General features: G+C 36.3%; 27 protein-coding genes. 11 read left to right on the top strand and 16 right to left on the bottom strand.

All coding sequences use genetic code 11. The annotated features are described in order from the left end of the window. Nucleotides 1-136 precede the first annotated feature (136 nt). The 4 genes from recR to B806_RS0115430 form a co-directional block, all read right to left on the bottom strand. Nucleotides 137-733 carry a recombination mediator RecR gene (recR, locus tag B806_RS0115445; protein WP_002113756.1) on the bottom strand — a complete coding sequence of 199 codons (597 nt, stop codon included), beginning with the start codon at nt 731-733 and terminating at the stop codon, nt 137-139. 9 nt (nt 734-742) lie between these two features. Beyond that, on the bottom strand, nt 743-1,072 hold the full coding sequence (locus B806_RS0115440; RefSeq protein ID WP_002113538.1) for a YbaB/EbfC family nucleoid-associated protein: 330 nt from the start codon (nt 1,070-1,072) through the stop codon (nt 743-745). A gap of 265 nt (nt 1,073-1,337) precedes the next feature. Continuing rightward, the gene (locus B806_RS0115435; RefSeq protein WP_017386889.1) at nt 1,338-1,574 is read right to left on the bottom strand and encodes a hypothetical protein; all 237 of its coding nucleotides are present in this window, start codon (nt 1,572-1,574) and stop codon (nt 1,338-1,340) included. Nucleotides 1,575-1,743: 169 nt separating this feature from the next. Beyond that, on the bottom strand, nt 1,744-2,931 hold the full coding sequence (locus B806_RS0115430; RefSeq protein ID WP_025466030.1) for an O-succinylhomoserine sulfhydrylase: 1,188 nt from the start codon (nt 2,929-2,931) through the stop codon (nt 1,744-1,746). A 136-nt stretch (nt 2,932-3,067) separates the two neighbouring features. On the opposite strand from B806_RS0115430, the gene B806_RS0115425 reads away from it, so the two are divergent. Continuing rightward, nucleotides 3,068-4,153: an alpha/beta fold hydrolase gene (locus B806_RS0115425; RefSeq protein WP_017386887.1), complete on the top strand. Its 1,086-nt coding sequence runs from the start codon at nt 3,068-3,070 to the stop codon at nt 4,151-4,153. 113 nt (nt 4,154-4,266) lie between these two features. On the opposite strand, the gene B806_RS0115420 is transcribed toward B806_RS0115425, so the two are convergent. Then, entirely contained in the window at nt 4,267-4,731 is a 465-nt protein-coding gene (locus B806_RS0115420; RefSeq protein ID WP_017386886.1) for a hypothetical protein, read from the bottom strand. A gap of 853 nt (nt 4,732-5,584) precedes the next feature. On the opposite strand from B806_RS0115420, the gene B806_RS0115415 reads away from it, so the two are divergent. The 3 genes from B806_RS0115415 (at nt 5,585) to B806_RS0115405 (ending at nt 7,660) form a co-directional block, all read left to right on the top strand. Beyond that, nucleotides 5,585-5,854, top strand: coding sequence for a YARHG domain-containing protein (locus tag B806_RS0115415; protein ID WP_002122146.1), 270 nt, complete (start codon nt 5,585-5,587; stop codon nt 5,852-5,854). Between the two features lie 17 nt (nt 5,855-5,871). Continuing rightward, on the top strand, nt 5,872-6,285 hold the full coding sequence (locus B806_RS0115410) for an HIT family protein (RefSeq protein ID WP_005069390.1): 414 nt from the start codon (nt 5,872-5,874) through the stop codon (nt 6,283-6,285). 256 nt (nt 6,286-6,541) lie between these two features. Further along, nucleotides 6,542-7,660 (top strand): porin, encoded by a 1,119-nt coding sequence (locus tag B806_RS0115405; protein ID WP_017386885.1) that lies wholly within the window; start codon nt 6,542-6,544, stop codon nt 7,658-7,660. 110 nt (nt 7,661-7,770) lie between these two features. Here the strand turns inward: B806_RS0115405 and B806_RS0115400 are convergent, their stop codons facing one another. Together B806_RS0115400 and B806_RS0115395 are read right to left on the bottom strand one after the other, a co-directional pair. Then, nucleotides 7,771-8,364, bottom strand: coding sequence for a YidB family protein (locus tag B806_RS0115400; protein WP_017386884.1), 594 nt, complete (start codon nt 8,362-8,364; stop codon nt 7,771-7,773). Nucleotides 8,365-8,463: 99 nt separating this feature from the next. After that, the gene (locus B806_RS0115395; protein WP_017386883.1) at nt 8,464-8,925 is read right to left on the bottom strand and encodes a DUF6231 family protein; all 462 of its coding nucleotides are present in this window, start codon (nt 8,923-8,925) and stop codon (nt 8,464-8,466) included. A 39-nt stretch (nt 8,926-8,964) separates the two neighbouring features. Here B806_RS0115395 and B806_RS0115390 point away from each other — a divergent pair, with 39 nt between their 5' ends. After that, complete coding sequence (locus B806_RS0115390) at nt 8,965-9,834, top strand: DUF2797 domain-containing protein (RefSeq protein ID WP_002049907.1); 870 nt, start codon at nt 8,965-8,967, stop codon at nt 9,832-9,834. Nucleotides 9,835-9,868: 34 nt separating this feature from the next. Here the strand turns inward: B806_RS0115390 and lpxB are convergent, their stop codons facing one another. Continuing rightward, nucleotides 9,869-11,044 (bottom strand): lipid-A-disaccharide synthase, encoded by a 1,176-nt coding sequence (gene lpxB / locus B806_RS0115385; RefSeq protein WP_025466029.1) that lies wholly within the window; start codon nt 11,042-11,044, stop codon nt 9,869-9,871. A gap of 220 nt (nt 11,045-11,264) precedes the next feature. On the opposite strand from lpxB, the gene B806_RS0115380 reads away from it, so the two are divergent. From B806_RS0115380 to B806_RS0115365, 4 genes are all read left to right on the top strand, one after another. Continuing rightward, nucleotides 11,265-13,364, top strand: a complete 2,100-nt coding sequence (locus tag B806_RS0115380; RefSeq protein ID WP_025466028.1) for a TonB-dependent siderophore receptor — start codon at nt 11,265-11,267, stop codon at nt 13,362-13,364. A 66-nt stretch (nt 13,365-13,430) separates the two neighbouring features. Next, on the top strand, nt 13,431-13,730 hold the full coding sequence (locus tag B806_RS0115375; protein ID WP_025466027.1) for a hypothetical protein: 300 nt from the start codon (nt 13,431-13,433) through the stop codon (nt 13,728-13,730). Further along, nucleotides 13,723-15,279 carry a PepSY-associated TM helix domain-containing protein gene (locus B806_RS0115370; protein WP_017386879.1) on the top strand — a complete coding sequence of 519 codons (1,557 nt, stop codon included), beginning with the start codon at nt 13,723-13,725 and terminating at the stop codon, nt 15,277-15,279. Before B806_RS0115375 ends, B806_RS0115370 begins: the two co-directional genes overlap by 8 nt. Continuing rightward, on the top strand, nt 15,276-15,557 hold the full coding sequence (locus tag B806_RS0115365; RefSeq protein WP_017386878.1) for a hypothetical protein: 282 nt from the start codon (nt 15,276-15,278) through the stop codon (nt 15,555-15,557). Before B806_RS0115370 ends, B806_RS0115365 begins: the two co-directional genes overlap by 4 nt. Here the strand turns inward: B806_RS0115365 and B806_RS19585 are convergent. Next, on the bottom strand, nt 15,532-15,648 hold the full coding sequence (locus B806_RS19585; protein WP_002122212.1) for a hypothetical protein: 117 nt from the start codon (nt 15,646-15,648) through the stop codon (nt 15,532-15,534). The two genes, B806_RS0115365 and B806_RS19585, sit on opposite strands and share 26 nt — an antisense overlap. 61 nt (nt 15,649-15,709) lie before the next feature. Here B806_RS19585 and B806_RS0115360 point away from each other — a divergent pair, with 61 nt between their 5' ends. Then, the gene (locus B806_RS0115360) at nt 15,710-16,597 is read left to right on the top strand and encodes a sulfite exporter TauE/SafE family protein (protein WP_017386877.1); all 888 of its coding nucleotides are present in this window, start codon (nt 15,710-15,712) and stop codon (nt 16,595-16,597) included. A 96-nt stretch (nt 16,598-16,693) separates the two neighbouring features. Then, a complete protein-coding gene (locus tag B806_RS0115355; RefSeq protein WP_017386876.1) occupies nt 16,694-17,803 on the top strand; it encodes a 3-deoxy-7-phosphoheptulonate synthase in 1,110 nt (369 codons plus the stop codon). Between the two features lie 71 nt (nt 17,804-17,874). On the opposite strand, the gene B806_RS0115350 is transcribed toward B806_RS0115355, so the two are convergent. The 7 genes from B806_RS0115350 to B806_RS0115320 all read right to left on the bottom strand — a co-directional run bounded on the left by B806_RS0115350 (nt 17,875) and on the right by B806_RS0115320 (nt 25,448). Beyond that, entirely contained in the window at nt 17,875-18,618 is a 744-nt protein-coding gene (locus B806_RS0115350; protein WP_017386875.1) for an adenosylcobinamide-GDP ribazoletransferase, read from the bottom strand. A gap of 107 nt (nt 18,619-18,725) precedes the next feature. Beyond that, nucleotides 18,726-20,294, bottom strand: a complete 1,569-nt coding sequence (locus B806_RS0115345) for a histidine-type phosphatase (RefSeq protein WP_017386874.1) — start codon at nt 20,292-20,294, stop codon at nt 18,726-18,728. A 123-nt stretch (nt 20,295-20,417) separates the two neighbouring features. Further along, complete coding sequence (locus tag B806_RS0115340; RefSeq protein WP_017386873.1) at nt 20,418-21,017, bottom strand: histidine phosphatase family protein; 600 nt, start codon at nt 21,015-21,017, stop codon at nt 20,418-20,420. After that, a complete protein-coding gene (gene cobT, locus B806_RS0115335) occupies nt 21,010-22,065 on the bottom strand; it encodes a nicotinate-nucleotide--dimethylbenzimidazole phosphoribosyltransferase (RefSeq protein WP_017386872.1) in 1,056 nt (351 codons plus the stop codon). Before cobT ends, B806_RS0115340 begins: the two co-directional genes overlap by 8 nt. Nucleotide 22,066: 1 nt before the next feature. Further along, nucleotides 22,067-22,585 carry a bifunctional adenosylcobinamide kinase/adenosylcobinamide-phosphate guanylyltransferase gene (gene cobU, locus B806_RS0115330; RefSeq protein WP_017386871.1) on the bottom strand — a complete coding sequence of 173 codons (519 nt, stop codon included), beginning with the start codon at nt 22,583-22,585 and terminating at the stop codon, nt 22,067-22,069. Then, nucleotides 22,573-23,199, bottom strand: coding sequence for a 2'-5' RNA ligase family protein (locus tag B806_RS0115325; protein WP_017386870.1), 627 nt, complete (start codon nt 23,197-23,199; stop codon nt 22,573-22,575). Before B806_RS0115325 ends, cobU begins: the two co-directional genes overlap by 13 nt. A 101-nt stretch (nt 23,200-23,300) precedes the next feature. Then, entirely contained in the window at nt 23,301-25,448 is a 2,148-nt protein-coding gene (locus B806_RS0115320; protein ID WP_017386869.1) for a bifunctional mannitol-1-phosphate dehydrogenase/phosphatase, read from the bottom strand. Nucleotides 25,449-25,922 lie beyond the last annotated feature (474 nt).

The following is a 25,922-nucleotide window of genomic DNA, read 5'->3' as shown; positions in this document are numbered from 1 at the left end:
TTCTTATATTCATATTTTATTTAAACTATCTTTAATAATAAAAGACAGAATAATATTTATATTTAATAACTGAATTTAATTAATAAATTTAATCAAATTGATAGTACATTTATTAATGAAATAAGCATCGGAATGCTTATTTCATTCTCATGCGGTTATGCACTGCCTGACTTAAAGTATGGCTATCTACGTATTCGAGTTCACCACCCTGAGGTACACCTTGAGCAATACGCGTCATCTGTATTGGTAAATGTTTAGTCGCCTCTACCAAATAATGGGCTGTCGCTTGTCCTTCTACAGTCGCATTGGTTGCCAAAATGACTTCTTCAATAGTACCTTGGCTTAGACGCTGAATGAGATAAGGAATACCAATTTCTTCCGGACCAATACCATCTAATGGAGAAAGATGGCCACCTAAAACATGGTATTTTCCACGAAAGCTACCGCTTTGCTCAATCGCCATCACATCCGCTGGTGATTCAACCACACACAATAACTGATCATCTCTGTCAGTTGAGGCGCAAATATCACAAATTTCATGTTCAGTCAGAGAATGGCAGACACTACATTCATGTATATAACTTGAAGCCTCATGTAAAGCATGCGCTAATGCAAATGCCCCTTCTCGGTTTTTCATCAAAAGATGTAAAGCCATACGTTGAGCCGACTTCGGACCAACGCTTGGCAATATACGTAAAGCTTGAACGAGTTGTTCAAATCTATCGCTAAACACTGAATTTCCTTAGAACATGCCCGCTAAGCCAGGTGGTAAACCCATACCAGAATTTGCTTTTTGCATTTTTTCTTCAGAAATCACTTCTGCTTGACGCACAGCATCATTTACTGCAGCAGCAATTAAGTCTTCAATCATGTCTGGTTCATCTTGAAGTAATTCTGGATTAATTTCAATACGTTTTACGATATAACGGCCAGTCATTGTGACTTTAACCAAACCACCGCCCGCTTCAGCGTGTACTTCAGTTTGAGCAAGCTCTTCTTTAGCCTTTTTTATATTTGATTCCATATCTTTTTGCATGCGCTGCGCTTGCTGCATAAGCATATTGATATTCATAAACCTAACTCCGTATCTCTATCAAATATTTCAAGTATTATTGATAGTCACATAACACTGCAAAACTTAAACTCTTTCTACTCCCCCTATAGATCTTCAAGATCATTGAGGTTAGTACGTTTAAATCAAAATTAATCCGTAATTCTGACACAATAAATCAATGTTTTCTATTGGTATCTATGAAACTATTTTCTATGGTCAATCCACTATAAAGCTTTTATATAAAAAACTTTTGATGAATAGAAAAAAGTAAAATTTAGAAAAGTTACTGTGCAGCCTGTAGACTTTTATTGTTTGTTTTATATTCACTTAAGGGAACTTCCTTGAAAGAGGTATTGGCTTTTTCTATTGAAAGATCAGCATCTTGAACAGATTTGTTTGCATCGTTAATTAATAATACAGTTTCACTCATCTGTGTTGGTTCATCTTTTTGGGCAAATACTTTGTATCCAACCAGACCAATTGCCCCTATCGCAACTAAAATAATTATTGGTTTAAGCATGACTAAAGACTCTCTTTGTTATTTTTATTAAATTTAGAACTTTTATACGTTGAAATTTTAGACTGATTTATAACAAAACGTAGACTTTTTATTGCTATTGTTGCTTATTAGTAACACAAAAAAGCCACATTAAAATGTATGTGGCTTTTCCATAACAAACATAATTTAATTAGATTAAATCTAATCCACGCGAGATATCACCAATAATGTCATTAATATCTTCTAGACCCACAGAAACACGAATTAGACCTTCTTGTATACCAGCTGCTTCTTTTGCTTCAACAGAAAGTTTGCCATGAGTTGTGGTTGCTGGATGGGTAATTGTCGATTTCACATCACCTAGATTACCAGTAATCGAGATAAACTTAGTATTATCAATAACCTTCCACGCACCTTCACGCTCGCCTTTAACAATGAAGGATACAATACCGCCAAAGCCATTTTGCTGTTTAGCAGCAAGTTCATGACCTTCATGAGCTGGTAAACCAGCGTAGTAAACCTTCTCTACCTTTTCATGAGTAGATAACCATTCTGCAAGAATTTGAGCACTCTCACAGTGTGCTTTCATACGTAAACGTAAAGTTTCTAGACCTTTTAAGAAAACCCATGCATTAAATGGGCTCATTGATGGTCCAAGCGTACGAACAACACTAAACACTTCTTCTAACAACTGATGATTGCCAACAACAGCACCGCCTAATGCTCGGCCTTGGCCATCTAAGTATTTAGTCGCAGAGTAAATCACAAGATCCGCACCAAACTTGAGTGCTTGCTGCAAAACAGGTGTACAGAAACTGTTATCAACCGCAAGTAATGCGCCATTCGCATGGGCGATATCTGCTAGCGCTTGTATATCTGCAATCTCAGCTAGAGGGTTAGACGGTGACTCAACAAAGAAAAGTTTGGTTTCAGGGCGTACAGCATTTTTCCATTCGTCTAAATCACATAAATCAACAAATGTAATGCCTACACCAAACTTGGCAATATATTTTTCAAACAAAGCAACCACTGAACCAAAAACTGCTCTTGAGCAAATAACATGATCACCCGCTTTTAGGTATGCCATAGCAACTGACAAAATCGCGCCCATTCCAGAGCTTGTCGCAACAGCACGTTCAGCACCATCTAAAGCTGCTAAACGTTTTTCGAACATTGATACAGTCGGATTAGTAAAACGAGAATAGATATTTCCTTGAACCTGACCAGAAAATTTTGCTGCAGCTTCAGCCGCATTTTCATATACAAATGATGAAGTCAAAAAAATCGGTTCGCCATGTTCGCCTTCAAAACTACGAGTATGTCCGGTACGAATGGCTAAAGTATCAAGTTGGTATTCTAAATCATCAGACTGGTTCATTAAGTGTTCGCCTTTACTGGTCATGTACTAAAAAACTATCATCATTTTGAGTGTCTAAGGTATTTAAGGTCAAGGTAAACCTTAAAATTATCGCTTAGACTTTATTCAACTTTAGTAAATAGTTGGTAAAAGCAAGATGAAACGCTTAAAGTCCCTTGTCTCTGAACAAAGTCAAATCAAGCACCTCTCTACCCGACTATTTCGCCCAAAAACATTGGTTTTGTCACAAAGCACTCCGTTCGAAGTGATTGGTGAATTTAATCAAACCCGTATACGTTATTACGCAGCTACTCAAAAACAATTCAAAGAACCTTTAGTATTCGTTGCTCCACTCGCTATTAATATGGCGATATATGATTTATATCCTTATCGCTCTCTTATTAAATACTTCCAAAATGCAGGTTTTGACGTATATCTTGTGGATTGGGGCCGCTTAAATTTTAAAGATAGACATCTTAACTTTTTATCATTTATTGAAGATTTCATTCCTAAAGCCATACAACTTGTCAGAACACACTCAGGAAGTGAACAAATCTCGCTTCATGGATGGAGTATGGCAGGTATATTCGTCACTTTATATACAGCGCATAATCATCCAAATTATGTTAAAAACCTTATAGTACTTGGTAGTCCAATAGACAGTTATGCTTCTGGCTATATTGGGAAACTCTATCGAACCATAAACAACGCGATTGGTCGCAATAAAAAAATTCAAGAACGTATTTATTCTGGATTGCCAAAACGTTTGATTCATAGCCCAGGAATTTTAAATTCTTTAGGTTTCAAAATTCTTGACCCTAAAGGCTGGTTCGATGGTCATATTCAACTACTAAAAAATCTTAATGATCTTCAGTTCGTACAAGAGCATGCCACTCTAAGTAGCTTTTTAAATAATATGATTGATTACCCTGGTGGAATTAATCAGGACATGTTGTTCAATGTTTGGTTGCAAAATCCATTGAAGCGCGGCTTTATTGAGTTAAAAGATAAAAAAATTGAATTAAAAAATATCACCTGCTCTCTCTTAGTGGGCGCGGGTCGTAGTGATCAACTGGTTACCGCTGATGCAGCTCAACCATTAAGCCAGTTAACCAGTAGCCAAGATGTTACGTTTACTCTCATCCCTGGCGGACATTTGGGCCTCATGTCGAGTCAGGCAAGTGCATTGGAGTTCTGGCCACAACTAGCAAAATGGCTCACCGAACGATCAACGCAAATTTAAGAATAAGGTTATGATTCAATCTATTGCTTTTATTCGCTTGGGTGGAATAAACCCTCGTATAACAGTGCATTTACCAATAATATTATTGTTTTAATAGAAAATTATTATTTTCACTATGAAGGCACTTTATTAACTTTTTTATAATCGGATGATTTAAAGTAATTTACAATCATCTGTGCACTTTTTTCAGAAGAGGCCTTGGCCTGCTCCAGTTTTGTTACATAAGGATTAGTCACTATACAGCTCGGAAGTAAACTATTTGTAAGCGGTGGAAACTTTTCTCTTCCACCTAGAGTAATTTTTTCGATAAAACTCGCTAACCACATAATGTACTCACTTTTATTCTTATAAATTGGCATTAAGCTGATATCGAGTTTAACTGTACATTCCTTTGCAGGCTTATTTAAACATTCTTCAAAATCAATAAAGTTATATTTTAATTTGTATGAAGTGTCTTTTATCTCTTGCCGGATAATACTAACTAAGCTATTCAAGTGCCCAATTACATCCTCGGAGAAAAGCTTTTCTTCTTCGAACTTTTTATAAACTTTTTCAGCAATTAGTAAAAATTGTGACATCACCTATTCCTTTAATATTTAGTCTTAACCAACGACTGATCCATTAAGGAAGTATGATGAATATACTATTACTATGTGTAAGGGTATGAGGGTAGAAAGTAACTATCAGGGCAATTATGAAAGCAACATTTATACTATGTCACAAAATCCAAATATAAGGCGAACTTATTCTCAATATAAAACACTAAATTTTAATGATTCGAAATAACTTTAATAAAAAAAGCCCATTTCATTTGGAGAAATGGGCTATAAAAAACAAAAACTATCAAACGCAGCAATTATGGGGCGTATAATAAGACTTTAAATATGTAAAATCAATGCATCTTTCAGGTGAATTTTAATCTTAAATAAAAGTCGAAAATAATTTTATCTCTGTTTCAATAAGAGAAGCCCATTTCCGTCTAAAATAAATGGGCCTAGTGAATTCCACCTAATCCTAAAATACAAAATGTGATAATTATCACGCTTTGTTTTTTGATCATGGCATTAATATCTTTCTTTTCCATTGACCAAAATTCAAACTAAAACTGTCTTTTCAGCAAAAGATGAGTCATGAACAGGTTTTTTTTAGAGCTTTTTGATTTTTTATTTAATAGAAGCAAGCTTCCTATTTCCTTCATTATGAGTAATTACAAGGTATTAGGTAGTAGTTAAGTTATGGAAAGATATATAAAAATTTGGTTAAGTTTTTGTTTTTATTGTTTATTTTTAAAACATTGATATATAAAGATTTTATTCATTTTTTGCCCAAAATTTAAACCAAAATGACACTTGAGTAATTAATAGTCATTGAAATATTGGTAAGAAACCTTATATTGAGTACAGGTTCATACCTTTAACTGAGGAAAAGCTCATGAATAAATTTATGGTTGCAGTCTTTACTGGCATGGTGAGCATTGCTAGTTTAGGCGTACAAGCTGCAACACCTGAGCAAGAATGTCAAAAATTGCAAGATGATTACAATTTGATTTATGCGTCAAAAGGCTTTTGTTTTAAAGATCCTGATGCTAAAGAAAAATATGGTAATGAAAACTGTCATACGACAAAACCAAAGTTTTCTGACAAAGAGCAACAACGTCTTGACGCTATTAAAGAACGTCAAAAAGAATTGAAATGTAAATAATTTTAAAGGAATAATACATGGCATATGATGATCAAAATATCTTCGCAAAAATTTTACGTGGAGAACTTCCAGCGATAAAAGTCTATGAAGATGATCAAGTTCTAGCTTTTATGGATATTATGCCTCAAGCCGATGGTCATACATTAGTTATTCCAAAAACACCTGCTGTAACACTGCTGGACTTACCTGCTGAAGCAGCAGCCTATACTATACAAATTGTTCAAAAGATTGCTAAGGCAATGGAAAAAGCACTCAATTTGGAAGGTATTGTATTGATGCAACTTTCTGGAGCAGCAGCAGGACAAACTGTTCCACATGTTCATTTTCACCTAATTCCAACAAATGTGCATCATCTTGGACGCCATGCTGTTGAGTTAGGGGATCAAGAAAAAATTAAAGAATTAGCTGAAAAAATTAAAGCAGCTCTTTGATTTTTATATGGTTAAAGCGGAGTTTAGACTCCGCTTTTTTTCGTCTAAAAACTATCAAAAAATGAAAACAACTAATTTATTTCTAAATTTTAAACGTCATAAAACTGTCATTTATTCTTCACTTCTCTGTCACAAATTTTGCCGATACTGCTTAGCAAGTTGGTGAGCTTTTGTAACTTTTTGTACATAAGTCAACTGCAAAATAAATAGTTAGCTAGGCATACGCCATTTTTAAATACCTTTTGGAGAAATCTCAATGAAGAAATTGCTACTCGCTGCCGCAGTTGCAACTTTGAGCGTAAACGCGGTGCAAGCAGCGCCAACTTTGTATGGCAAACTAAATGTTTCTATTAACCAAGTTGATAATAAAAATTTCGATGGTAAAAGTGACGTTACCGAAGTTAACTCAAACTCTTCTCGTATTGGGGTAAAAGGCGAAGAGAAATTAACTGACAAGTTATCTGCTGTTTATTTAGCTGAATGGGCAATTTCTACTGATGGTTCAGGTTCTGATACTGACCTTAGTGCTCGTAACCGTTTTATCGGTTTAAAAACTGAAGGTGTTGGTACATTAAAAGTAGGTAAGTATGATTCTTACTTCAAAACAGCTGCTGGTGGTAACCAAGACATCTTTAATGACGATACACGTTTAGATATTACTAATATCATGTACGGTGAAAACCGTTTAGACAACGTGATCGGTTTTGAATTAGACCCTAAATTATTAGCTGGTTTAACATTCAATATCATGGCTCAAACTGGTGAAAGCACCTCTGATAGCAAACCGGGTGAAACTGGTAAAGATAGCAAAAATGATAGCTTTGACTCTGTATCAACATCGCTTGGTTACGAAAACAAAGATATCGGTTTAGCAATTGCTGCTGCTGGTGACTTTGGTATTAAAGGTAAATATGCAGCTTACGGTCTAAAAGATGTTTATACCGATGCTTACCGTGTAACTGGTTCTTATGATATTGCAAAATCTGGTTTTGTTGTAGGTGCTTTATGGCAACACGCTGAACCTACTGATGACTTGACTGCTTATAAAACGTCAAAAACTACCCGTGTAGATGGTGTTGATAAAACTACAGATACCTATACAAACTACAAAGGTTTAGAAGAAGAAGCATATGCAGTAACAGCTGCTTATAAAATTCCTAACACTAAACTTAAAGTGAAAGCAGAATACGCTTCTGCTGAAACACAAGTAAGCGGTAAACAAGATCGTAAAATTGACTTATACGGTTTAGGTCTTGATTACCAAATCAACAAACAAGCTCGCTTCTACGGTATCGTTGCTCAACAAAAACGCGACTGGATTAAAGAAGACGACAAACAAACTGTTGTAGGTACTGGTATCGAATATAACTTCTAATCAGTTATGTTTGATTCAGATCTAAAATAAAAGGGCTTATGCCCTTTTATTTTTTGTCCTGAGTAAAAAAAGCCGATATAAAACTTATCGGCTTTTTTAAGATTTATATCTTATTTTAAAAAACCACTTACAAGATTCATAACGTTTTGAATGTCTTGATTTGCTTCTTGATGATCGGTACTTTCACCCTGAGGTGTTAATGAGTCAATGACTTGAGGTAAGACTGACGCAATTGCACCGTAAACTTGCTCTTTTGGAGCTTGAGCTTGCGCAGCAACTTGCTCAATGTCAGCTGGATTAAATAAACTCTGCAATTGTTGAGTAGGAACTTCACTATTACTTTGATTTGGATCAACCCAGCTTTGAACTTGGTTACCTAAACCCGCACCTTTTAACTTTTCTAAAGCAGCTTGCAAACCACCTTGTTGTTGAACCCAACCTAAGATTAAAGGTACAACTGCAATTAATAAACTTTGTACGCCACCACCTGCTTGAGGTGCGTTATTATTATTTCCAGTCACTTGACCTAATACAGAACCTAGTACCCCTCCAAGCCCACCTTGTGCGCCAGAAGAAGTATTACCCCCCATTTGTCCTAGCACTGAACCTAAAATTCCACCTAAACCACCTTGACCTGACGCTTGCTGATTCCCACCTAAAGCCTGCTTAGCCAAAACTTCTACAATATTGCTTAAATTAGTCATGTGTAACTCTTATGTATGGTTTATACATGAGCATACGCGGATTCTTGTTAAGACAGCAAAAGCCAAATTGTTAAATTTTGAAAGAGATTTAGGGCTCTTTTACCAGCGGAATTTATTCCAGTTTTCCGGGTTCGCCCAGAACTTTGAATTAAACCAGTCTGGAACATGTTTATAAGTCAAAATATTAAATTGCCATAAAGCAAAATCACTATCATGTGAAGTTTTATCAATAAGTTGAGTAAAACCTAAAGAACGTAATAACTGCTCATCACTGCGTTTACTTACCACTACAATTCGTTTCGCTAATAAATCTCTTAGCTTTACTAATAATTGTGATTTTTGTACATCGCTGATGTTCTGCATTTCATCACTATCAAACAATACAAAACCCAAGTCATAACGCTGAGTAAAAGGCAGACTTAAAAGCTCAGTTACGGTAAAATAGTGCCATTGAATTGCGTTATTCTGGTCAATTTTCTGGCCAATACAAAGTGCAGTATGAATGGGCTGTTCATTTGATAAATCGTCTAGCATAGAAGTGATGACATTTTGTTCAGCCATAACTGCAACCCTTAATTGAAAGATGTGAGTTTAAACTTTATGGAACTACAAGGCATTTGCCATAAAATGCATGCAGGCCTAAAAGATGCTAGTGTAACTGATCAACAGACAACCAAGGCAAATGTTGAATACAAATTTGTATTAGACCGTTCAGAAATTGATCTTCCTTTTAATTTAGGACAAGAACTAGAAATCGAATGGACAGGTAATATTTATTGCACCTCTTGTGGCGCTAAAACACCGAAATCTTATTCTCAAGGTCACTGCTTTAAATGTTTTAAAACTAAAGCGGAATGTGACTTGTGTATTATGAAACCTGAAACATGTCACTATCATTTAGGTACATGTCGTGAAGATGACTTTGCCCATAGTGTTTGTTTCCAACCTCATATTGTCTATTTGGCAAACTCTAGTGCTTTAAAAGTGGGTATTACGCGTGTTAGCCATATGCCAGGTCGTTGGTTAGATCAAGGTGCAACTCAAGCCTTACCTATTTTAAAAGTTGGATCACGCCGTTTATCTGGTCAGCTTGAAACCATGTTTGGTTCTTTAATTGCTGATAAAACAGATTGGCGAAAACTCCTCAAGGGTGAAGCTGAACCTTTAAATATGGTTGAACAACGTGATCAATTAATCGAAGAGTTCGCCCCTAAAATTCAAACTATTCGTGAAGAATTTAGTCAAAACCTTGAATTTAACGAAACGGTTGAACTACTAGAAAATGAATTGCCACGTGAGTTTGTTTACCCAGTTGAACAATATCCTGAAAAAATTAAGTCTCTAAACTTAGATAAAACACCAAAAATTCGTGGGGTCTTACAAGGGATTAAAGGCCAATATTTAATTTTTGATATCGGTGTTATCAACATTCGTAAATATACAGGGTACGAGCTGATTGTACGTGCATAAATAGAAAAGGCATTCTTATATGAATGCCTTTTTTTTACTTCTCTAGTACATTTAAGATGACTTGAACTGGGTCTTCCGTATTTCCAGAAATAAGCTGTTTATGCATGGTTAAGTGCTGCATCACCTGAATTTGAGCGGTTTCAACATTCATTAGTTTTTCTATTTCTGCTGCTAAATTTTCAGGTGTGGCATCAGCTTGAATTAGCTCTTCAATTACTTTTTTACCGGCAATAATATTAGGCAAAGAGTAATAAGGAATTTTGACCAAGAATTTAGCAATTAAATAAGTTAACCAATGCAATTTATAGAATGTGACCATTGGTCGATGCATCAGCATGGCTTCTAATGTCGCCGTTCCTGATGCTAAAGCAATAATGTCACTCGCGTTCATGACCATACGACCAATTTTCGATTCACTATCCGTATTTTCTAAAATATGAATTTTTGCTTTTAACTGCGGTGCTAATTGTTCAACACCCTGCTCAATCTGTTGTTTACGAGCATCATTAATTGCCGGAATTAAAAATTGAATGTCTGGATGTTTGGTATGCAAAATATTGGCAGCCCCCAGTAACATAGGAAGAAGACGCTCTACTTCACCTTTGCGGCTACCAGGTAACAAGGCAATATGTTTTTGATTTTCATCAATACCTAATTGCTGTTTGGCAATTTGAATTGGATTCTCAAGTGGCAATTGTTTAGCTAGCGGATGTCCGACAAATGCTGCTGGAACTTCATATTGTTCATAAAAAACTTTTTCAAAAGGAAATAAGCAAAGTACTAAATCTATACTTTGTTTGATGCCATGAACACGCCCTTGGCGCCACGCCCAAACTGATGGGCTCACATATTGAACTGTTTTTATTGGAAGATTCTTTTCTTTAATACTTTTCGAAAGTCTAAGGTTAAAGTCTGGTGCATCAATACCTATAAAAATATCAACCGGATGTTGAGTCCATTGATTGATTAGACCATCACGCACGGCGAATAATTTTTTTAAATCTTTTAAGACCTCAACAATCCCCATCACAGATAGAGTTTCCATTGGGTAATAACTGTTAAAACCTTCAGCAATCATTTGAGGACCACCGATTCCCTCAAATTCGGCATCGATTCCTTGTTCTCGAAAACTACGCATAAGTTTTACACCAAGCGTATCTCCAGAAACTTCCCCAACTACAATGCCTATTTTAAGTTTTCGGTTTGCCAAGGTCATTTACCCAAGAATTTGAAATAATGCATTCTAGCATAGAGGTTTATCAATCTTGAACTTGATCTATATGTACTAACCAAGAGCAGCCACAGCACAAACTATCTAAAATTACACTCATTCACCATCTTTTAATCTAAATTAACAATGCAATTTGAATTGTAGCTTACATTTACAAACAATAAAATAAATGAGAATTATTTACATTATCTTTAATCTTATGAATATCCCACCTCGACCATTTAAGCTTACCGTAATCGCCTGCGCAATTTGTTATGCAAACCTCACCTATGCCCAAGATGCACAGGTACAAGCTTTACAGACGATTCAAGTTAAAGCATCAAATGCTGAGCAGTCTTCTGAACAAACCAAAGCATATAATGTTAAGAACTCGAGTAGCGCAACCAAGCTTAATATTGAGGCTAAAGAAACTCCTCAAACCATTAACGTCGTTACTCGTCAGCAAATTGAAGATTTCGGACTTACCAGTACCCGAGATATTTTAAGTAATACACCAGGTGTTACTGTAACCGGATTAGAAACCAACCGAACAACTTATACGGCTCGTGGTTTTGATATTTCAAATATTTTGGTTGATGGAATCGGTATCCCTCAAGTTGACAGCTATAATTATAACAATAGTGATGCAGATAGTTATTTCTATGATCGTGTTGAAATTGTCAAAGGTGCTGATGCCTTAACAAATGCTCTGGGAGATCCTGGCGCTACAATTAACTATATCCGTAAACGTCCCACTAAAGAATTCCAAGCAAATGCTGGTGTGAGCTATGGTTCATGGGATACACAACGTTATGAAGCGGATATCTCTGGTTCTCTTACACAAGATGGACGAGTACGAGGACGTCTTGTAGGTTATGAGAAAGTAGGAGATTCTTATCTAGACCGCTATTCAGAAGAAAAAAATGGATTTCAAGGAATTTTAGAAGCTGACGTTACAGACACCACTAATGTTTCAGCAGGATATTCGAAAACTCGTCAATATGCTAATGGTTCTCAATGGGGTGCTCTACCCTTGGTTAACTCCAAAGGTGAACCATTAAGTTATTCTCGTAACTATAATTATGCACCGTCATGGACATACTACGATTGGGAAATAGATAATTATTTTGCCAATATTGAACAAAAATTATGGGGAGACTGGAAGTTAAGATTAGGCTATAACCTTAAGAAATCAGATGTTAAAGATAAAATGCTTTATCTCAATGGATTTCCTTCTGCTACTGACAATACATCTGGGATTTCACTATTACCAGAGATTTATAATCAAAAATTTAAAGAAACTACTGCGAATGCAGACATTCAAGGTACTTTTAATTTATTAGGGCAGCAACACGAAGCAAATATTGGTTATAACTGGTCAAAATATAGTGCTCAAAGTGTTTATTCGTATGGCAGTAGTTTAGGTGTTATTACCACAGACTTACCAAGCTGGACACCTGATGAATCGACTTGGGGAGACTTTACCTATGCTGATCCAGAAGAAAGAACCATGAAGTCCGTTTACGGTGCTACTCGTCTTCATTTAGGTGAGGATCTGAAATTTATCTTAGGTGCTAACTATACTGAAATCGACACTTTAGAATATAAAAAGAATAAAGTTTCTCCATATGCAGGTATTACATATAACTTTACTCCTGAATACACAGGTTATATGAGTTACACCTCTATTTTTAGACCACAAACTGTTATCGATCTTTCTACTAAACAAACAGCTGTACCAGTAGAGGGTGAAAGCTATGAATTAGGTGTAAAAAGCGCGTGGTTAGATGGAGCTTTAACAGGAAATATCGCAATCTTTAGAACAGATGAAGATAATTTTGCACTAAACCCATTATGGGATCCGCTTTATAACAAATACTCATCTTCAATCGGAACAATTAGATCGCAAGGTGTTGAGGTCGGATTAACTGGAAAATTAACTGATAACTTAGATTTAGTTTTTGGTTTTTCAACATTTAGTCTAAAAAATATGGAAACGGGTGAAAGAGGCCGACCTAATATCCCGACTCAAACACTTAATGTTTTAGCTTCTTATACTGTTCCACAGATTCCAAAATTAAAAGTTGGTGCAAGCATTAAGTGGCAGGACGATATACATGACACCTCTTACTCAACTGTAAAACAAGATGCGTATGCATTACTTAACGTTATGGCTAGTTATGATTTAAACGAACACGTACTGTTCCAAGTAAATGGTAACAACCTGACAAATGAAAAATATTTGACAGGTTTATCTGGTGGCCAAGGTTACTATGGCGCTCCAGCCAACTATACAGTTGCTGTAAAGTTTAAATATTAATACCGTAGCCAATCCCAATTTAGGGATTGGCTTTACTTATTATTCTTTGTTTATGTGTCAGTAAAGATGTCCAAAACTGTAAATCTCCCTGTGTCATATCGTATAAAAGTTTTCTATCGATTCTTGCTAGTTTTCGGTATGGGCTTTGCCTGTATGACGTATTTAAGTCTTGGACTCACTGGAATTTTCCTTTTGAATCTGGACAAAGCTGAGGCTATCTATCTTTCAGCATTTATATCGATTTTATTTTACGTAGTCTTTGTAATTGTTGGTTTCTGCATTCAATCATTAGTACGACTGACCATTTTATCAATCGCACTATTTGCCCTTTTCTTTATTGTGACACGGTCGGTGGGTTATGCATAAAGGTATACGTCAATCTATGGCATGGCTACACTCATGGACTGGCTTAATTTTTGGATGGCTCGTGTTTGCCATTTTCTTAATGGGTAGCCTATCTTATTACCGCCACGAAATTAATTTATGGATGCAGCCTGCACTTGCGCAATATGAAGTAAAGCAAGATATTGCTATTAAAACAGCATATCAATATTTACAAGAAAAAGCTCCAGACGCCAAATCTTGGTACTTAACTGTGGCTACACCAGAAAGTCCTGTCAACACCATGTATTGGGAAAAAGCTGACGGCGGTTATGGTAATGCCACACTTGATGCTAACACGGGAAAAGAACTTCAACTTTCGGCAACCCTAGGCGGAGATTTTTTTTACCGCTTCCATTACCAACTTTTTGGCATTCCAATAATAGTTGGGCGATTAGTCGTATGTCTTGCCGCATTTATTATGCTGATTGCTTTGGTTTCAGGCATTATTACCCATAAAAAAATATTCACTGACTTTTTTACTTTACGTACATTTAAGTCTCAGCGTTCGTGGCTAGACTTTCACAATATTTCTTCAGTCGTTGCACTGCCCTTCTTTTTAACCATTACATTTACAGGCTTAGCTATTTTCTTTTATTTATATCTGCCTTGGGGAATGCAAAAGATTTACCCTGAAAACCCTTATCAATATTTTACCGAAATACGTACAAAGACTGTACTTGAGAATCAATCGATTCAACCTGCTCAAAACTTAGCGATTGAGAAACTGCTGAGCCAAGTTCAACAAAGTTGGGGCAACCAACCTTTATCAACAATGAGTGTAAAAAATCCAAATACCAATCAAGCTCAAATTACATTTATTCAAAAAGAAGACCGCACTATTACTCGAAATCAGCCTCAAATTACATTAAATGCTTCAACTGGCAAAGTCTTGGCAGATACACGTAATCATAGCCCTATTGCAACATTGAATGCGGGTGTTTATGGCCTGCACATGGCAACATTTGCTCAGCCTTTACTTCGTTTAGGATTCTTTTTCTCAGGCATTTTAGGCTGTGTAATGATTGCCTCTGGTTTGTTACTTTGGAGTCTTAAACGACAAATTCAAAATAAAAGTAGTCAGTTTCATTTCGGGCACTATTTAGTTGACCGTTTAAATGTTGCAGCGTTTGTTGGCTTACCTTGTGCAACTGTCGCCTATTTAAGCGCCAATCGATTGTTTACAGTCACTTCAACCACGATCAATTATGAAATTTATAGCTTTTTCTTGGTTTGGTTAATCAGCTTGATCATTGCATTAATCACTAAAAAGCAGCATTTGTGGCGAACTCAACTTAGCGTTTTTATTATGCTGTGTCTTGCACTTCCAATCTTAAATCTAATTTATTTACTTAAACATGAGTATGTTCAAAGCCTCAGTGATTATTGGATCTTTGCACGTGTAGATGTATTTTTGTGGCTATTTGCAGCTTTAGCCATTTTTATATTTTGCAAAATTCAACCTATCCAGCATAAAGCTGTCGCAAAAATTCAAAAAAAGCTGAATAAATTAAATACTGAGGTGAGCTCATGATTCTTATAGCTTTCATCTTAATTTTATTAGGTATGTATTTGTTGTTTATGGCGAGCGAAAAATATCGATCACCGAAATCAACAGGTCATTTCAAATCGTTAGCTCAAAAGTATTACCGATATTTCAAAATAGCTGCATTCATGCTATTTGGTTTATGTGCATTTATTCTTATTCAACAATATAAATTTTCAATTGGTTTTGTCAGTTGGTGGATCTTTGCAACGCCATTAACTTTTATTCTTATACTTTTAATTAACCCACTAAAGTCATCAAAATAATCATTTTCTTTAAAAAATGATGAAAAATAGTACAAGCTAAGCAAAATTTTCGTTGCTTAGCTTTTTTTTGCATAAGTAAATCATTATTCATGACAACTGTTTATCTCTAAAAGGAATAAGATATCTGCGTTTCGTGATAAGTGGCGATAAAGATGTCTGGTGCTTTTGAATTTATCTTAGCGGGTATGTTAGTTGGTTTCTGTGTAGGGATTACAGGAGTTGGTGGTGGATCATTAATGACACCAATTTTAATTAGCCTTTTTAGAATTGAACCTCATATCGCAATTGGTACCGATTTACTTTATGCTGCAATCTCAAAATTTTGTGGATCAATGGTTCACGCTCGAAAGCTCAATATTGTTTGGCCAATTGTTTTATGGCTAGCAGTAGGGAGTATCCCTGCATCTTTCATTACTTCATGGGTACTTGAGCATTATTTAAGCCAGTCAACACACTATAAAGCTGTACTCACCATGGTATTAGGCTTTATGTTGACCTTAACTGGTGTTTCCATCATTTTCCGTACGCGTATTGAGAAATTCTTTAATAAATTCAGAACTAAAGAAGTCACTCAAACTGAAAATGAGCAGTTGGCAATCCATAAAAAACGTAGCTTTATCGTGATTATGGGTATCATTTTAGGTGTATTCGTAACTCTTTCATCAGTTGGTGCGGGTGCATTTGGAATCATGGCACTTGTGATTATGTTCCCGAACTTGCCAATGATCCGAATTATTGGGTCGGATGTTGTACATGCGGTATTACTTACCTTAGTGGCTGGCCTCGGACACATGAGTGCTGGTAACGTCGACTTTACTCTTCTGATGTGGTTATTGGTGGGTTCAATTCCGGCAATTATTATTGGCACATTAATTAGCTCTCGTATGCCTGAACGTTTAATCCGAAAAATTCTAGGGATTACCCTATTTGCTCTCGGTGTTAACTTTATGGTTCATCCAGTCAAAGCAAAACCGAAAGCACCTGTGGTACAACAACAAGCAGTAGTTGCCGAAAAAACAGGCAACTCGACTGAAAGATAGTAAAATCAATAGGATTTTTCCAATCTGAAATACCATGAGATGTAGTATTTTCATAATTATTTCATGGTATATTCAGTACACAAAACAACCTTTAGTATGATCGAACCAGTGACAGCAATGACTACACATTCAAATTCCGTTTCAAAGCCAGATATCGACGACGTTAATATTAAAAGCATTCAAACTCTTGTAACACCAAATGAGCTTAAGTCAGAACTTCCTTTATCTGATGTTGCTTCGCAAACTGTTCTAAAAGGCCGCGAAACTATTCGTAATATTTTAGATGGTTCAGATAAACGTTTGTTTGTTGTTATTGGTCCTTGCTCTATTCACGACCCAAAAGCTGCTCACGAATATGCTGATCGCTTAAAAGCGCTAAGCGAAAAGGTTAAAGATACCCTATATCTAGTTATGCGTGTTTATTTTGAAAAACCACGTACAACAATTGGTTGGAAAGGCCTAATCAATGACCCAGATATGAACGACTCATTTAACATCGAAAAAGGTTTACGTATTGGTCGTAAACTCTTGCTTGAATTAAATGAAAAAGGTTTACCATGTGCAACTGAAGCACTTGATCCTAACTCTCCACAGTACTACCAAGACTTAATTTCATGGTCTGCAATTGGCGCACGTACAACCGAGAGCCAAACTCACCGTGAAATGTCTTCTGGCTTATCTTCACCAGTTGGTTTTAAAAATGGTACAGACGGTGGCTTAACTGTTGCAACCAATGCGATGCAATCTGTTAAATATGGCCATAGTTTCTTAGGCCTTAACGAAGATGGTCAAGTTTCAATTATCAATACAAGTGGCAACCCTTACGCACACGTTGTACTACGTGGTGGTAATGGAAAACCGAACTATGATGCTGGCTCTGTTGCTGAAGCAGAAAACGCTTTAGCAAAAGCAAAAGTCAGCAATAAAATCATGATCGATGCGAGTCACGCTAACTCAAACAAAGACCCTTACTTACAACCACTTGTTCTTAAAAACATTACTGAACAAATTTTAGATGGTAACAAGTCAATCGTAGGTCTTATGGTTGAAAGTCACTTAAAAGGTGGTCGCCAAGATATTCCTGAAAATCTTTGTGATTTAGAATATGGTAAATCAGTAACTGATGGTTGTATTGACTGGGAAACTACCGAGAAGACATTGCTTGAAATGCATGAAGCTTTAAAAGAAGTTTTACCAAATCGCTAATTCATCTTTTTAAGATTGAAAATTAAGCTCTCATTCTTGAGGGCTTTTTTATTTTTGGATGAAACTCAAAATTAAACTAAATAAAAATAACTCGAAACAAAAGCAAAAAGCAGCACGGTTTCACTTAGTTCAATCGCTGCACCGACGGTATCCCCCGTAATACCACCAATTCTTTTAATAAACAGATGTCTTAAATAAACGAGACTTATTAAAAAACTAATGATGGCAATAAGCCCTTGCAACTCCCAATACAAAGGTAATAGTAGAACGAACCCAGTGATTATCCATGAAGTTGTTTTAGGTAAGTGATCTGTCAAAGAACGCCCTAACCCTTTTTCACGTACATATGGTGTAGTTAAGAATAAAATAGATGGCACCACACGCCCAAGGCTAGGAACAAAGACTAAAAATAACGTTTGATGCTGTTCAATCAATACATAAACCAGTGCAAATTTGAGCAAACATATGATAACTAAGCTGAGGACTCCAATTGGGCCACAACTTGGATCCTTCATGATTTGTAAAGTACGTAGTTTGTCTCCAAAACCACCTACCCATGCATCGGCCGTATCTGCTAGCCCATCTAAATGCAGCCCACCTGTTAGCCAAATCCATAAAGTGATTATGATAGTTGCAAGCAAAATAACGGGGAATTTGGCAAAAAGACAGGCAACAATAAAAAGTATGCCGCCAATAATCAGACCGACTAGAGGATAAAACAAAATAGCTCGACCATTTTGTTGCGCCGTTGGTATAGTCTTTAACTCAATAGGCAGAACAGTTAAAAATTGCAATGCAATCCAAAAAGGTGTCATATCCAAGTCTCTAACTGGTCTATATTAAAAAACAAATTGAATTATGAAGAAATAAAAATGGGAATAGCAATCCCTATTCCCATTAAAGACTTCAAAAAACTGAAAATCTATTGCATTTGATAGCACTGTTTCAATTTGATGTAGTCATAGTAAAAACTGGTTGGTGTGTAGCGTGCATAGTTACATGCAGATTTAAACAAAGTTTCTTTTTCGTTATAAAGCATTTTAACCAAAGTATTGCCTTGGCTATTTTGGTAAATATCCCATTGGACATTTGCCGCCATAGGTGAAACTACTTCACCGCGCCATGCGCTGGTTGAGTAATTATAAGTCTGACGTAGTGGTAAAGGCTGCATCATATTATGTAAATCTAGGCTGGTTGCCAAAGGAATAATAATTTCAGCATGGGCAAAACGTAAAACTGCTTTGTATGGTTGGGTTTTATTTACAACCGCATCAACTTGTTGGAACAAGTCCTGTTTGAGTCCTTGGGCAATTTCACTTGTGACTTGATTTGACTCTATGAAACTTGGACCTTTTTCATAAAAATCATTCGCATCATTAAATTCAGCATAAAATTTTGCAGCATCTAACGGCATATATTTATCAAAATTAATATCTTTCAACTCATCTTTCATGCCGCCCGAAATTGAATAGAGCTCATAAATATAAGCTGCTGCATCTACTGCACTAGCAATCGTATTTTTGCCCTTACCTTTTTCTGTAATTTGCTCACCTTTAGGTGAAGTAACTGTAAAAGATCCAGTGTTGCTAAAACTATAAGCTGTTATACCAAGTTTTTTAATAAAGTCTGCTTTAAAAATCGGGCTGAGCACTGTTTGAGCTGTTTTTTCAGCCTCGGTATTTTTCGATAACTCATCTAACTTTTGTGCTAAATCTTTATTATTTTCTTCAAAATCTTGATAGGCCTGACTAGCATCATAAATTTTTTGTTGGCTAGCACTCAAGGGTTGAGCTAAGTCTTCGTCTGCATTCAAACTATGAAAATAGAGTTTGAAACGATCAACGCCACCATCTTCAACACTTGGTACGCTTTCACTCGATAAATTGGTATAAGACAATGGAACAATTTTATCTTTCAGTGGCGGTCGTTGTTTGATGAGTTCAGCAGTGAAGAATTTTGCACTATCTACCGCACGATCCACCCCAGAACTTTGTACCAATATAGATGCTTGCGAGTTTAAAAGATTTGGTAAGCGCTGTAATAAGCGATCGGCAATGCCGCGGTGTTCTAAAATACCAGTCATGGTTTCATTCCCATAACCGTACTGGCGGATCCCTTCCACACCATAACCTAATAAGATATTTGCCTTCATCATGGCTTCTAAATCAGCACCTAATTGCTCACCTAATGGTGTTAAGGCATTTTCTGCTTTTGCCTGTTTCCATAAATTATAAAGTGCCAAATCATATTTCAGACTTGAGAGGCCTCTTGAACCATGACGTGCCACTAGCTCTGTAAAAACTGGCTGGAATCCATTCGGTGCTTGTTCATAGTTTTTTATTTCTTGTTGAGGGTGGTAAGGTGTTTTTGTTTGATAATATTTTGATTGGTTTGTAGATGGTGTAGTTTGAGCTCCTTGATCATCATTGTTATTACAAGCCGCGAGTAATAGTGATGCTGCGAGCACAGTCGTTTTAAATAAAATATTCATAAGTCAGATGAGTGGTTATAAGAAATGACAATAGCTTAGTTTTTAGCAATGACAGTTCTATTACATAAACTTAAATATCTTTATAAAAATAATAACTTACAAGTGTATAAAAATATAAAACTACTATCTTAATATAAAAGTTAATTGACCATCTGCTTCAGAAAATTCAAGAGAATATAATTTCCCAAGTTCTGCTGGCATTTTAAGTAAATCGTCTAAAGGCTGTTGTCTGGCTAAGCAAGCTAATAGCTTAATTACACCGCCATGAGTTATAACCAGTGCATGCTCTAAGTTTTGTTTTTGCATATGCTTCAGCAAATCTTGAAAGCCTTTAAGAACCCTTATTTGAAACTGGTTTAATGTTTCTGCGCGAGGTGGACAATATTGACTAGGTTTTTGCCAAAAATTTGCAAGTAATTCAGGTGAGGTTTCATAAATTTGCTGAGTTGAGACGCCTTCCCAATCACCAAAATACATTTCTTTTAAGTCCTGATTTAGAAGTAAAGGCAGCTGAGTTGTCTTCGCAAGTTGCTCAGCAAAACAAGCACAACGCTTTAATGATGAACTTATAATGACATCCCATGGCTGATTAGCCACTTGCTCAATGGTTGACTGCATTTGCTGCCAACCTTTTGCTGTTAACTCATCATCTAAATGGCCACGTAAAGTATGGCTATATTGACTTTCGCCATGTCTGAGCAAATCAATTCTAAATTTACCCAATTTTATCCCCACTTACGGCAGCTTGAGCAAAGGTAGCCATTTGGTTGTGTAATACACATGCCATTTTAACTAATGCCAAAGCAGCGCCAGCACCACTACCTTCACCTAAACGTAAATTCATTTTTAAAATCGGCTCAGCATTGAGTTCTTGTAAAATACGCTGGTGTCCATATTCTGCCGATTGATGGCCAAAAAGCATCCAGTCACGCACTTTAGAGTTCATCCGCACTGCGCATAAAGCAGCGACCGAACTAATAAAACCATCCACAATGATAGGTAAGCCCACCTGCGCACAGCGGATATAAGCACCTGTAATTGCCGCAATTTCCAATCCACCAACTGCACACAGTGTTTTGAACGCATCGCCAGTAACATGTTTATGATGAAGTTCAATTGCCTTTTCAATTACTTCAATTTTATGTCTTAACTGATCTGCACCAATTCCAGTACCGACTCCGGTTAATTGCTCGGCAGTATCATTTAATAAAAGACATGCTAAGGCAGAAGCAGAACAGGTATTTCCAATTCCCATTTCACCAGCAATATAAATATCTGCACCTTTAGATTTGGCCGTGTCTACACTGTTTTTTCCTAACTCTAAAGCAGCACGACATTCATCTGCATTCATTGCGGCTTGTTTAGCAAAATTTGCTGTGCCGGCACGAATACAATGACGTTCAACCCCTGCATATTGATATGCTTCACCAACTGTACCGCAATCAATCACTTGTAAATGTGCTTGATGATATTTGGCAATGACACTAATTGCTGCACCCCCAGTCGTGAAGTTTTGTAACATTTGACGGGTAACGGCTTGAGGATATGCAGAGATATTTTCTTCAACCACGCCATGATCGCCAGCAAAAACTGTAATCCATGGATGGTTAATGTGTGGATGCGCATTTGATTGCAAACTAGCAAGTTTTACTGCTATCAGTTCTAGATCACCTAAAGCACCTGTAGGTTTGGTCAGTTGAAGCTGGTGTTGCTCAGCTTGTTGTTTTGCGTCCACATCAGGTTGCTGTACAGATTGTAACCACCAGTTCATTTTATTTCTCACCTTTTAAAATCATTGGAAAACCAGCCACACAAAACACAACCTTATCTGCAATTTGCCCTAGAGCTTGATGTAGTCTGCCTGCTTCATCGACAAACCGACGACTGATCTCACCGAGTGGTACAACACCAAGACCAGTTTCATTACTTACTAAAATAATTTCTGACTGAAGCGTGGGTAAAATTTTTAACAGCTGCTCACATTCAAATTTCTGAACATTTTGATCTTCTAAAAGTAACAAATTGGTTAGCCAAAGTGTTAAACAATCCACAAGAATAATTTGATTAGGTCTATCAATTTTTTGCAGCATTTTTGCTAAATATAAAGGTTCTTCAACCAAGGACCAGTGAGAAGGACGCTGATTTTGATGATGGGTTATTCGACTTTGCATTTCAGAATCTAGCGCTTGCGCCGTTGCAACATAAGTGACAGCTAATTGCCTGTCTATTGCCGTTTGTTCAGCCAGTCGGCTTTTGCCAGAACGGGCTCCACCCAAAATCAGTTGCAACATGCATCACCTAAAAACAAATGCTGATACGGATATAACTTACCTTGTAAAGTTTGAGCTTGATAATAACCAAATGTTAAATGCTCAACTTTAAGGTCAAATTCAGCCTGTTTATATTGTACAGGTAATTCAGAAATTTTTTGTAAAATCAAATCACTACTATAGTCTGTTTTATACAACCCCAAAGTGATGTGTGGGCAATAATCTAAAGCCGCAATTTCATTAGAAACTAAACCTAACTTTTGGCGTATCTGAAATAAGATATTTTCAGTGTCTCCTATTTCTACAAATAGAGCACTACTAAAGCTATCGATTGAACCAATTTTTAAATGAAACGGAGCAAAATCTTCTTTTTTTAAGATTTCTCTTTGCTGCTCAAATTCACTCAAACTAAAGTCATCACTATAAACTCTGGTTTCGTGGTCTAAAAATCCACATATAAACAGCGTGATATGATATTGACGACTATTGGGTTCTAATAAGAATTCTGAAAAATGCGCGCGCAAGGCATCTAAATAATCAACTGTTTTTTGATTATTAATTTCTAAATACCACAATGCATAATTTTGCCGTCCAAGATGCCACTCTGGATAATCTCGTATAGATGTTGGCACCATGAACGTCGAGGGTTTTAGCAACACAGCTTTAATTCAAAATCATTCAATTCTTATATTAAAGCATGTTTGCCTTTCAGTTGTAGAGCATAATTAAAAAGGATTTAGGCATATTGAGTACGCGCTTTTTCTGAGTTGACAATATTCATGTTTAAAGGCTGTTTGCTTTGTTCAGAAAATAAATATTGAACTAATTGCGTTAACTCAACTTCAAGTTGTGCTTTTTGAGCAGCACTCATATCCAGTTTTTTAACTTGCTCGTGTAAATGTTTAATTGCATCAGACTCTTCAATTTCTAAAAATTGAATCGCATAGGCATAACCCAAAGCAGCACCTTTTAATAGGTTTTTATAAGATAAATCATGCGCGATATTTACCTCAATTGATGCGATTACTCTTTCATTATGAGTTAACTTGCGAAGTGGATCTCTTGCTACTCGTTGACAAGGGTCTTTAAAAGCATATTCACATGAGTCTAGAAAGCTTTGTGCCATACGATCCAAATCTTTTGCATAGTTAGGTAATACAATTGCAAGCCCTTGCTTTACTTCTCTAATTAAGTTTTCTGCAAACGCTTTAACTGAATGATCCCCCATTGCGACACCAATAGATTCATAACCTAGTAAGGATGCGTACCAAGCAAGCATGGCATGCACGCCGTTCCATAGACGGTTTTTGATTAATTGGATGTCCGTAATCTGACTAACCAAAACAACTTGACGCAGCTTTTCGAGTAAAGGGCTGCCTTTTTCTACATAAATTGGCATATCAGTTTCGCTATGAAACAGAATCAAGTCCATGCTTTGTAATATATGGCCTGGCTGGAAATTACGGCGCATGTTATCAACATATAAAGATGCCTGATTTTGCTGATCTTGAGTCAGTTTATTACAATCTTCAATTTCGATTTGTTCCTCGTGTTCTACATCTTCTAAATGCTGTTCAAGAAAATTATGCTTAATACGAAGTTGGCGATATAAATTCTGATTAGATAGTTTTGAAACCATACGGTTTACAACGGTGTCGCAAAAGTAATGTTCTTTTAAAATATGCTCAGTCACATCTTCATCGTTGGTCAACTCTAGTAGAGCTTCTCTAAGATGCTTCATAACTAAATATTTCGCGCCGACTTTATTTAAAATAATTAGAAAAGTTAACGGTTCAATACATGTTTCAAGTGGCGAGTTAAAGCGAGCATATAATCCTTTTGCGATTATTTTTGCTTCAGCTTCGATAGCCTGTTCGGGTAAACACAGTGCGATCAAACTTGAATGGGTATACATCTCTAACATTTGTTGTTCATTTTCAGAATCAACAATGGTCATATTTTCAATACGTTCATCATAAGAAAATTGACCATAGCGAATACTATATGTTCCAAATGCATTCACGGCTTCTCGAAAAAGACTATTACGTGTTGAAGCAATAATTCTCTTTGGTTTTGTGTACCCATCCCAATGTGACAAGATTTGCGCAATATAACCACCACCAATAGCGCCGAAACCATGTATCCCAACTGTAAGTTGATTCAAACTTTGTGGAAAAGGCTCCTGTATCTCTGGCATATCCATAACTGGAATAAATTGGTCAAGGTCATTCAATAAGTCATACATTTGTTCATAATAAAAATGTGCTTTTTCCAACATTTCGTCATTTGGTTCTTTAATATCTTTTAATAAAATCGTTAAACCTTTTGAAGTGTGAGCTGAAGTTAAACCATTTTCAGAATCTTCAAACATTAAACATTGGTTAGCGTCCAAGTGAAGTTGACTAGCAGCTTTTAAAAAGATTTCTGGATGCGGTTTACCTTGTTCTACTTCATCACCAGAGGTAATCACATCAAAAAATTTATAAACATTCGCATTAATTAAATATTCTTCGGCAATTGCCCTACGGCTTGAAGTCGCAACAGCCATTCTTAAACCAGATTTTCGCAAACGCTCTAGAACTTGAACCAAACCTTTTTTAATAGGCACGCCGTGTTTTCGAATATATTCGAGTTCCATCTCATCAGCTTTTTTTCGAATTTCTTTATAGGGAACATTTACGCCATATAGACGTTGCGCTAATTGCTCAGCAGTAGTTGCACTTAAACCTAGACATTGCATTAAATATTCGTGTGAAAATTCCTGTCCAATGAGTTCTTGAGATGCCTGTTGCAATGTTTGAAACCGCAAGCGCTCAGTATCAAACATTGTCCCATCCATATCGAAGATAGCTCCGTGAACAGGTTTTCCATGAAAAATAAGCACGTTTTTACCTCTTTTTTTTGATCATGTTTTATTCAGGGTATACAAAAAAATAGCTAAAAAGACAGAATGTTAATAAATGAAACATTAGTGGTTATTTTTTAATCAAAAAACACATTTGATCTGTGACTGTGGCGAGTTAAATAACTAAAAGAGTTGAAATATATAAATAACTGTGAAATTAATTTTAACTACAAAAGCAGCAGGCCATCCTCGCCTACTGCTTTTGATTAGTTCTTTTTGTTGCGCTGATCATGTTTATTTTTCTTTGTTCCATTTACCGCTAGTTGAACCTGCCTATTTTTATAATATCCTGCAGGCGCTCACATACCAGAAATCAACTCATCTTTTTCAACACCATTGTTATTGGAGTCTCTGGTATAACTTTAAATCGCCTAAAACTTAGCATTACAGTAGTAGACGTTAATCTTAATTACTAGAACGTTTCTCTACTTTCAATACGGATAATGATAATCA

This window comes from Acinetobacter sp. TG2027 (genome assembly GCF_000302435.1).
GTDB classification, from domain to species: Bacteria; Pseudomonadota; Gammaproteobacteria; order Pseudomonadales; family Moraxellaceae; genus Acinetobacter; species Acinetobacter pittii.
This window is presented reverse-complemented; position numbering and strand designations above follow the sequence as displayed.

What these genes read in the sequence shown, in the direction of transcription:
- B806_RS0115380 (WP_025466028.1), top strand. Translation starts at nt 11,265, where the DNA reads ATGAATATCCCACCTCGACCATTTAAGCTTACCGTAATCGCCTGCGCA.
- B806_RS0115345 (WP_017386874.1), bottom strand. Translation starts at nt 20,294, where the DNA reads ATGAATATTTTATTTAAAACGACTGTGCTCGCAGCATCACTATTACTC.
- B806_RS0115355 (WP_017386876.1), top strand. Translation starts at nt 16,694, where the DNA reads ATGATCGAACCAGTGACAGCAATGACTACACATTCAAATTCCGTTTCA.
- cobT (WP_017386872.1), bottom strand. Translation starts at nt 22,065, where the DNA reads ATGAACTGGTGGTTACAATCTGTACAGCAACCTGATGTGGACGCAAAA.
- B806_RS19585 (WP_002122212.1), bottom strand. Translation starts at nt 15,648, where the DNA reads ATGAATAATGATTTACTTATGCAAAAAAAAGCTAAGCAACGAAAATTT.
- B806_RS0115440 (WP_002113538.1), bottom strand. Translation starts at nt 1,072, where the DNA reads ATGAATATCAATATGCTTATGCAGCAAGCGCAGCGCATGCAAAAAGAT.
- B806_RS0115410 (WP_005069390.1), top strand. Translation starts at nt 5,872, where the DNA reads ATGGCATATGATGATCAAAATATCTTCGCAAAAATTTTACGTGGAGAA.
- B806_RS0115365 (WP_017386878.1), top strand. Translation starts at nt 15,276, where the DNA reads ATGATTCTTATAGCTTTCATCTTAATTTTATTAGGTATGTATTTGTTG.
- B806_RS0115415 (WP_002122146.1), top strand. Translation starts at nt 5,585, where the DNA reads ATGAATAAATTTATGGTTGCAGTCTTTACTGGCATGGTGAGCATTGCT.
- B806_RS0115435 (WP_017386889.1), bottom strand. Translation starts at nt 1,574, where the DNA reads ATGCTTAAACCAATAATTATTTTAGTTGCGATAGGGGCAATTGGTCTG.
- B806_RS0115395 (WP_017386883.1), bottom strand. Translation starts at nt 8,925, where the DNA reads ATGGCTGAACAAAATGTCATCACTTCTATGCTAGACGATTTATCAAAT.
- B806_RS0115325 (WP_017386870.1), bottom strand. Translation starts at nt 23,199, where the DNA reads ATGGTGCCAACATCTATACGAGATTATCCAGAGTGGCATCTTGGACGG.
- B806_RS0115400 (WP_017386884.1), bottom strand. Translation starts at nt 8,364, where the DNA reads ATGACTAATTTAAGCAATATTGTAGAAGTTTTGGCTAAGCAGGCTTTA.
- B806_RS0115370 (WP_017386879.1), top strand. Translation starts at nt 13,723, where the DNA reads ATGCATAAAGGTATACGTCAATCTATGGCATGGCTACACTCATGGACT.
- B806_RS0115390 (WP_002049907.1), top strand. Translation starts at nt 8,965, where the DNA reads ATGGAACTACAAGGCATTTGCCATAAAATGCATGCAGGCCTAAAAGAT.
- B806_RS0115350 (WP_017386875.1), bottom strand. Translation starts at nt 18,618, where the DNA reads ATGACACCTTTTTGGATTGCATTGCAATTTTTAACTGTTCTGCCTATT.
- B806_RS0115430 (WP_025466030.1), bottom strand. Translation starts at nt 2,931, where the DNA reads ATGAACCAGTCTGATGATTTAGAATACCAACTTGATACTTTAGCCATT.
- B806_RS0115405 (WP_017386885.1), top strand. Translation starts at nt 6,542, where the DNA reads ATGAAGAAATTGCTACTCGCTGCCGCAGTTGCAACTTTGAGCGTAAAC.
- B806_RS0115375 (WP_025466027.1), top strand. Translation starts at nt 13,431, where the DNA reads ATGTCCAAAACTGTAAATCTCCCTGTGTCATATCGTATAAAAGTTTTC.
- B806_RS0115420 (WP_017386886.1), bottom strand. Translation starts at nt 4,731, where the DNA reads ATGTCACAATTTTTACTAATTGCTGAAAAAGTTTATAAAAAGTTCGAA.
- B806_RS0115425 (WP_017386887.1), top strand. Translation starts at nt 3,068, where the DNA reads ATGAAACGCTTAAAGTCCCTTGTCTCTGAACAAAGTCAAATCAAGCAC.
- B806_RS0115360 (WP_017386877.1), top strand. Translation starts at nt 15,710, where the DNA reads ATGTCTGGTGCTTTTGAATTTATCTTAGCGGGTATGTTAGTTGGTTTC.
- cobU (WP_017386871.1), bottom strand. Translation starts at nt 22,585, where the DNA reads ATGTTGCAACTGATTTTGGGTGGAGCCCGTTCTGGCAAAAGCCGACTG.